General features: G+C 54.1%; 9 protein-coding genes and 1 pseudogene. 5 read left to right on the plus strand and 5 right to left on the minus strand.

Translation table 11 applies throughout. The features are described 5' to 3' along the window. The 3 genes from ACOSYY_RS11970 to ACOSYY_RS11980 form a co-directional block, all read left to right on the plus strand. On the plus strand, window positions 1–721 hold a 721-nt coding region (locus ACOSYY_RS11970), incomplete at its 5' end, for a coproporphyrinogen-III oxidase family protein (protein ID WP_421662623.1). Between the two features lie 107 nt (window positions 722–828). Beyond that, on the plus strand, window positions 829–1,041 hold the full coding sequence (locus ACOSYY_RS11975; RefSeq protein WP_421662624.1) for a hypothetical protein: 213 nt from the start codon (window positions 829–831) through the stop codon (window positions 1,039–1,041). Window positions 1,042–1,105: 64 nt separating this feature from the next. Beyond that, a complete protein-coding gene (locus ACOSYY_RS11980; RefSeq protein ID WP_421662625.1) occupies window positions 1,106–1,402 on the plus strand; it encodes an ATP-dependent Clp protease adaptor ClpS in 297 nt (98 codons plus the stop codon). 21 nt (window positions 1,403–1,423) lie between these two features. Here the strand turns inward: ACOSYY_RS11980 and ACOSYY_RS11985 are convergent, their stop codons facing one another. Next, a complete protein-coding gene (locus ACOSYY_RS11985) occupies window positions 1,424–1,726 on the minus strand; it encodes a hypothetical protein (RefSeq protein ID WP_421662627.1) in 303 nt (100 codons plus the stop codon). A 301-nt stretch (window positions 1,727–2,027) separates the two neighbouring features. Here ACOSYY_RS11985 and ACOSYY_RS11990 point away from each other — a divergent pair, with 301 nt between their 5' ends. Together ACOSYY_RS11990 and ACOSYY_RS11995 are read left to right on the plus strand one after the other, a co-directional pair. Beyond that, window positions 2,028–2,702 (plus strand): DUF3386 family protein, encoded by a 675-nt coding sequence (locus ACOSYY_RS11990; RefSeq protein WP_421662628.1) that lies wholly within the window; start codon window positions 2,028–2,030, stop codon window positions 2,700–2,702. A 2-nt stretch (window positions 2,703–2,704) separates the two neighbouring features. Continuing rightward, window positions 2,705–3,154 carry a DUF5069 domain-containing protein gene (locus tag ACOSYY_RS11995; protein ID WP_421662629.1) on the plus strand — a complete coding sequence of 150 codons (450 nt, stop codon included), beginning with the start codon at window positions 2,705–2,707 and terminating at the stop codon, window positions 3,152–3,154. A gap of 39 nt (window positions 3,155–3,193) precedes the next feature. Here the strand turns inward: ACOSYY_RS11995 and ACOSYY_RS12000 are convergent, their stop codons facing one another. The 4 genes and pseudogenes from ACOSYY_RS12000 to ACOSYY_RS12015 form a co-directional block, all read right to left on the minus strand. Then, window positions 3,194–4,255 carry an endonuclease/exonuclease/phosphatase family protein gene (locus ACOSYY_RS12000; RefSeq protein WP_421662630.1) on the minus strand — a complete coding sequence of 354 codons (1,062 nt, stop codon included), beginning with the start codon at window positions 4,253–4,255 and terminating at the stop codon, window positions 3,194–3,196. Window positions 4,256–4,332: 77 nt separating this feature from the next. Then, window positions 4,333–4,959, minus strand: a complete 627-nt coding sequence (locus tag ACOSYY_RS12005; RefSeq protein ID WP_421662631.1) for an NAD(P)-dependent oxidoreductase — start codon at window positions 4,957–4,959, stop codon at window positions 4,333–4,335. Between the two features lie 372 nt (window positions 4,960–5,331). Beyond that, window positions 5,332–6,555: a T6SS phospholipase effector Tle1-like catalytic domain-containing protein gene (locus tag ACOSYY_RS12010; RefSeq protein ID WP_421662632.1), complete on the minus strand. Its 1,224-nt coding sequence runs from the start codon at window positions 6,553–6,555 to the stop codon at window positions 5,332–5,334. Between the two features lie 576 nt (window positions 6,556–7,131). Further along, a pseudogene (locus ACOSYY_RS12015) lies at window positions 7,132–7,215 on the minus strand (IS5/IS1182 family transposase); the annotation flags it as partial. Window positions 7,216–7,384: the final 169 nt, after the last annotated feature.

The raw sequence follows: 7,384 nt of genomic DNA on the forward strand, positions 1-7,384 counted from the left end.
CATTGGTCGTTTTGGGCGAGTGCAAGATACCGCGGCGGCAGTCCAGGCCGCGCGCAGCGCTGGATTCGGGAATATCAATCTCGATCTGATGTATGGGTTGCCGGGCCAATCATTGCAAAATTGGATGCATACCTTGGAATCGCTCATGACACTGGCCCCCTCGCATATCTCTTGCTATGCGCTGACCATTGAAAAAGATACAAGGCTCGCTCAGGACATTGCTCGCGATCTTGTCCGGCCACCTGCCGAAGTGCTTCAAATCGACATGGAAGCAGCGGCAGAGCATTTTCTTGGCGAAGCGGGATTTTCTCGCTACGAAATTTCCAATTATGCAAGACCCGACTATGCTTGTCGCCATAACCTCCTCTACTGGACCGGTGGCGAGTATCTTGGACTCGGCCCCAGCGCGCAGTCCTATCTCCACGGAATCCGGTTTGGAAATATAGCGGATCTCGAAATCTATGCCGAATGCTTGAACGACAACCGTCTACCGACGACCGACCGCACAATCCTCTCGCCATCCGAACGCCAGCGAGATGCCCTTGTGTTCGGCTTGCGTCTTCTTCGTGGTGTCCCTCGAAAAGCCGTTACAACCGCGGAACGAGACCATCAGATCGACGACCTTATTTCGAAGGGCCTGCTCGATGCCGATCACGATCGGATACGTCTGACTTCCTTGGGTCGGCGCTACGCTGATACGGTGGCAGAGCATCTGTTCTGAATGGGCCACGAGATCCAGCGCATCAACATACAACACACAAGCATCTTTCGCCGATTGACAAGACGCTCACAATGAGAGAAGAGTATAAAATTCTCGGGAGGAACCTCATGCCGGTCAACATGGATCCATCAAAGAAACGGCGCCGTCCTCAAACAATCATCGCATCGGCCGCGGAGGACAGACACACGGACGCCACATCGGCACCGTCGCGACGAACCTTTGGAGAAGAAACTGAAGCGGATCGAGAGAAGGAGTTGGCAGACGCCGAATTGAAAAACCTATGGGACGCAACCGAAGTGATTGACATGGATAAGGTATAGTCCCTGCATGCGATCCGGCGACTCAGAGTTGGGTAGTTTCCGCCGGATCTAGAAGCCCCGCTCAATGCCGACACCTTCCACGCCACAGACAATTCCGGAAATTACCGAGGACGTGCAAATCGGTTCGGGAACCGGATTTGAGTCTCGAGTCGTCGTCTACAACTGCGATTGTCACACCTATCAACAAGTGATCGAGCTGTTTTGCCGGTTTATTCCCGCCATGACCTCCACCAAGGCGTTCGAGTTGGCCTATAGGATCGATCATGATGGGGAAGCCATCGTCTACACCGGATCGACAGAACAGGCGGATGATATTGCGGCTAAACTGGCGGGAGGTGGACTCAGAGTGGCTGTGCAGTAATCCAAACCTTTCGTTGTTTTATCAACGTTTTGGTGTGCTCTTGGCCGATTTTTTGGGGGTGCTTGTCGGCTCTTTCTTGACAGCCATCTTATTAGAGGCCTTGCCGGATTTTTTTGCCGCCTTTGAAGCGCTTGATTTTTCACTTTTCTCGGCAGCCTTTGATTTGCTGTTGTGCTTCACTGGAGTCATGTAGACGGACGTGCGGTTGACCTTGGCCAGTTGATCTCCGCTGAGCACACGTACTTGATAGAGCTCGAACAGCTTGCTGATGGCTTTCGTGTCGCCTCGTCTTGCCGCATTCAAGAGTTTGCGGCGTTGATTCATCTCTTCTTCTTCGGTATGCGAAGCAGCTCGTCGTTCCATGCCATCCTTCCTCAACACAGGGTAACTGCCTGGTCAGGGCTCCTGTGGTCGAATACCCAGGATAAAATTGCCGAAGTATATCAGAATTATGATGTTTTTTGAATATCGAATCTTGCGCTGACCTGCAATGCATCACAGAAAGGCTCCTCGCGCATATATAGAATCCGCCGGAAGCCGCCGGTTCAGGGGATTTCACTATTGAGTGCGATCGCATGCACCGGTATAACTATATGTCGTCGATACGTTTCTTAAGAGGAGATCTATGATGGAACATACACCAGCATCTTCGACCGTCACCGATGATCCCCAGGCGCGCGATCTACTGCGTCGAGCGTTCGAAAGGACCGCACGGTGGCAAAAAGACTTTAAAGGGTTTACGGCTGACCTCACCGTAAATGTGAGCGGGAAAGAAACCAGCGGTCCCGTCATCGTGAAGGGCCCTCGCGAAGTATCCGTTCAGCTGGACGATGACGAGATCCGAAAATGGGCGCAAGAGCAGCTGGGCATGATTGCGGTCCATCGTGGACCACGGAGTTTCGAAGAGTCCGACGGCAAGTATTCCTTGACGATGGAGGAAGACGGTCATCCGTTCGGCACGAAACTGACTATCCATGGCTCTCATTCATACTACCGGATCAAGGACAATCGGATCACACAGATCAACCGCAAGATGGCTCATCCCGGCATGAACCCGTTTGCCTTTACGATCAATGTCGAGGAGAGCGGCGTCACACAGGACCAGAAGAATCTCACGACCAAGTACACGGTCTATTACTATTCGCCGACCGACGGCAAACTGACCAACGTAGAAAGCTTTACCGACACCCATATCCGCGTCGGCTCGTCGGACCTTCCGGCGACCAGGCGGATCATTGCCTACGAAAACGGCCAGGTCGTCGTGAAGGGCATGACTTTCAAAAACCACAAATTACTCTAACGATGGATCTGCGCAAAGATTTTCCGCGTAGCATGCGATTCAAACTGGCCGGCTACGCCCACTTGGCCCGCATGATCGACAAATGTCGCGCTGCGCTCGCAGGCACGGAAGGTGAATATATCTATCCTTGTCCAATTGACGAACGGCTGATGGAGTTTGCCGGAATTACCAGCGATCAGTTCACGATCGCGGTGAAAGTCAATTCGACCGATGAGGGAGTCGTGAAATGGCTTGAGCAAACAGCAAAAACTCACGAACCTGCCGAGCTGGAAGAATGGAACCGGAAGCTGTTGGCGCGAGGGCCGAGTTCACCTGAAAGCGCGGCCCGGTTCAAAAAATATCTGGCCGCCATCGATCCATCACGCACCGATATTACCGCGTGGTCGGATCTTCAAGATCTGGAAGAAGGACGGATCGTTCCAAGACGAGAACCCGCATCGCAGTCCACCTGAGAGGGTTTTCTTTCTCTTTCTTCGCGTGAGTAACTGTCTTTAGTCGCCCTCGCGAATTCGCTTCAGGTACTCCTTCGTGAAGTCGATACGCAGCTCAATGAACAGAGGTACATGGTCTGACATCTGCCACGTGCGCCACTCCTCGGTAAAATATGTCTTCCGCTTGGCCGGGGTGCCCGGCCATTTGCCGTTCGCCTTACCGAGCGGAAAGTACGCTTCTGCCTCATCCTCCGTGTAGACGGCCTTATAATAATTCAGCACTCCCGCGTTGTGTTCACTCGGCCCGAGCTCCAGCTCACCCTTGCGGACCAGAAACGCGATCTGGTCGTAATGCTTATTTCTGCCCATATTACTGGTCCAGCGTAGTTGGTCGTTATCCAGCGTCAAGTCAGCCGGGAGGATGAATTTGTGCTTCTTGAGCGCTTTCATCGTCTCGTCATCGGGATTGACCACGTTCATGTCGCCGAGAAGAATATAGTTTTGACCATCCTCGTCGGCCCGTTTCTTCAGGCACTTTGCAATCGAGTCGATCTCCGCCACGCGTCGCGTGTACCCTTCCCCTGAGTCATCGCCGTAGTACAGGTGGACCGTGCAGAGATTGAACTTGAACCAACCGGATTGGAACCTAACAAGGAAGGGACTGCGGGCGAACTGATGTCCGCCATCGACAAGGGACGACTTGGGCAGAACGATTTCGCCCGCGATGTGCTTGAACTGCACCTTGTTCGAATCGAACAAAAACACCATCCGCTCGCCGTTTCCGGAGGGCCCTTCAGTAACGTCCGTGGCAATGTAGCGCCATGACGGGCCAAGCAGGTCCATTACCTTCTCGAAAGGCCCCATGTCCTCATTGACCTCTTGCATGGCGACTAAGTCGAAGGCAGCCACCACCTCGGCGATATAATGAAATGACTCGGCAAGTCGCGGGCCTTGCCCGAACTTGTTCGAATCGAAGTCGCGAACATTCCACGTGGCAAGCAGAAGGGTGTTAGAAGCCGTCCTGCGCGGCACCGTCTGAGCGATGTGACTCCGCAAGGCTGAAATATGATCGATCGCCCGTTCGCGGTCGTCCTTCCTCCAATACTTTAGTTGCCAGTACATCGGCATGGACACCTCTGAATCGGACGCGTGCTGCACGAAGATTCCCGATACTTACCCCGCACTCTCCTGCATGGGTGTCAGTAAGTAAGCGTCACGTACTTGCCCAGGTACGTCGGGTGCTCCGCCTGTGCCAGCATGAAATGCGCCACATCAGCACGGGAAATGGCGCCCACCCGCATGCCGTTCACGAGTTCGTCCAGCACGCGATAGTGGTCCGTCATTGCGCCGTTGGATAACCGGCCCGGCCGCACGATTTCCCAGCGGGGATACCCAACGGCTACCAGCCGCTCCTGTTCACTCTTGTCTGCATAGACTTTCTTGAGCAGCAGTGTAAACAAGAGCTTCATGGGAAGCGAGTTGTAGTCCCAGCTGTCGCCCGTACCGAATCCGGTGAGCACGATAAGAGTGGCAGAGGAACCGGTTTCTTGTAAGACGCGCAACAAGACGCGCGCCGAATCTGAAAACAAAGTGGTGGCGAAGGGGCTTTTCACGCCGAGCGTCACCAGGATAGCGTCGACTCCCTCCACTGCGGCTCGTACATCATTTGGGCTTGTCGCACTACCCTGCACCCTTTTCAGCTTAGTGTGATCTGGAAGTGGAACAACCCGTCGCGACAAAGTGGTAACCTCATGCCCCTTCTCAAGGGCAAGCCGCGTGACGTGGAGTCCTACACCGGCCGAAGCTCCGATTACGGTGATCTTCATGTCTCCTGTTTCGGCGTAAGTGACTTAACAATGTTTCGCCTCCCCTGTCAGCAGCCCTTGGATTTACTTTGGGGAGAGGCTAGCGCATCGACTCAACATGGACATTCTACTTCTTTGAGACGGGTAGGTCTATGACGAGAGGAGAGGCAAGAAGCGGTTCTGCCGAACACAGGGTGAGAGCACCTAGCTCTTCGTTTTTAGGTATCACCGCGTGGCATAATAGCAGGCATCATTTCGCATTTCCCACCTTACTTGACAACTTTTCCCAGAAGCGGCGCCGGTTTGGGATATTTGGAAACACAGGCTGCTCCTCATAGATTGTGACCGGCTGAGAGATATGCCCGTGTCCTTTTAACAAACACGCATTTACCCTCAACAGTCCACGGAACTGTCAGACTCCTTCGGCAATGACTTAGTGTGACGGTGTTCTATCCTGCCCGGAATCAACTGTGTACTATCGACAGTCGAGTGCAGGAAAACCTTACCGTCGCATCGACGCAGCTTTGCGGGCTCTCGCTTTCCATTGCTCCCCCACGCCCATTTCTTGACGGGATACATGCCGCTATTGTCGATCTCCTTCCTAAGCACCTGCTCCATGGTCCACCAGCGGAGATTCCATACATCATGGATCTCCGGCGATTCGGACGGATCGCCTTCTGCGAGCAATGCCTTGCCTCTATCGTTCAATCTGATGCCTTGATCGATATTTACGACTTCCCCCAACATCCAACGCAGAGCGATTCTCGCAGTAACTTCTTCATTATCTCCGCCACCGATGTCGGAGTGGCAGCCGGCGAACCACACCTCATCAATATCTTGCTGCTCGTATGACCGGAGGTCCTCCTTCTTGAGTCGTGTCATGGCTCCTTCCCTATCCAAATCGAGCAATCCCCACGTCGTGGGTTGGAACCACGCGCGATGTTCGTGCAGCGCAAGGGCATGACGAACATATTTCACGATGGGATTGTGGCGAAGATGCGGCAACATGACAGGGTTAAGCCCGCCATAGGATTTCACAGTATCCCAAATGCCAAGCAAATGAATGGGACACCATCGCTGCTCCGTACGGAACCGCATGGTCGCTGTCTCATCCCCAAGCATCGGCTCATAGAGTTCCCACGCTCGGTTGAAACGTGCGTCGAAGTCGGCGACCCCATACTGCGGCAGTTGGCACCGGTACAACAGCCCGGCCAAGGCGCGCACCGTGAAGGCGCCGCGACTAAAGCCGAACAGAAACACTCGATCGTCGGGTCCCTCATACAGGTCCGATAACTCTCGATACATTTCGCGAACGTTCTCCTTGAGACCGTACCCAAAGAGAAGCCCACGTCCACGGTCGAGCCACGCCTTTGGCCGGAATCTTGATTCGAGCGGGGGCGGCAGAACGCGCAGGGCTTCTTTGTCTTTGAGACTGTTCCTGTATGCATCGACCTTACTGCAGCGATACACACTCGTGCCCACACCTTGGTCATATACCGCCACTTGCTGTTTATGGTTGTCCAGTGCCAGACACTCGATCAGGTGCGTCACGTTAGTCACACGGCTATCGAATGTGTTTCCTGTACCGTCCGAACAGATAATGATGTTCTTGCCCATGCGATACTACTCAGCCGATCAGTTCAGCTTATGACTGCGGGCTGAGGACTTCTCGCCAAACAGCGGCGAGGTTGTGAAGCGCTTCGCTTCCGTTCCCGACATAAACAGATCCGTGCATGGTGGCCAGCCGCCTCGGTTGTAGCGCTGCTAGCCGGTGCAGCGTCGTCTCCGTCAGCGAACAATAGGGCAAGTAATTCGCCAATGGACCTTGCTGATAGCCCACCAGTGTTTTACGACATCGATCGATGATATCCGATTCCGTCATCGGCTCGACGTCCCCGTCGTGATGAAAGAGATCCGAGTACAGAAGTGTCCGTTCCGTTTCTTCGAACATCAATCCCGCTTCCCAGCAATGAGGAACATGCGGCGTCGCGAGAAAGCGGAAGCGGTATCTTCCGGTCTCGAGCACCTCGCCGTCTGTCATCCCTTTGGCTGGGCGAAGCGCCAAACAATCGTCCACGCTCACCATCTTGCCTACCACACTACACACCACTTCCGATTTCGGAGCCAGTTGTTGCCACTCCGGTACTGTCGCGCATTCGTCGGCTTCAAAATGGCTGAATCCGATCCAACGCAGAGTCTGCGGCATTTCTCGAGCCATGCGAAGGAACGCTCGACCACCCATCGCTTGGGAATGACGGCGAAGGTATGAAGTTCGCTGCAGAAAGGCGATTTCGATTGCGTTTTCCAGCTCTTCCACCGTTTGGTTCCGCTTCATGGCGGCGCGGAAGCCAAGCCTGAACAATTCGCGGGCTTCTATTAGCAGCTTGAGTTGAGCATCTGGATCATCAGCCACTCTAATGGCGCGATCATGCAGCAGACGACCCAT

The organism is Nitrospira sp. BLG_2 (assembly GCF_049222245.1).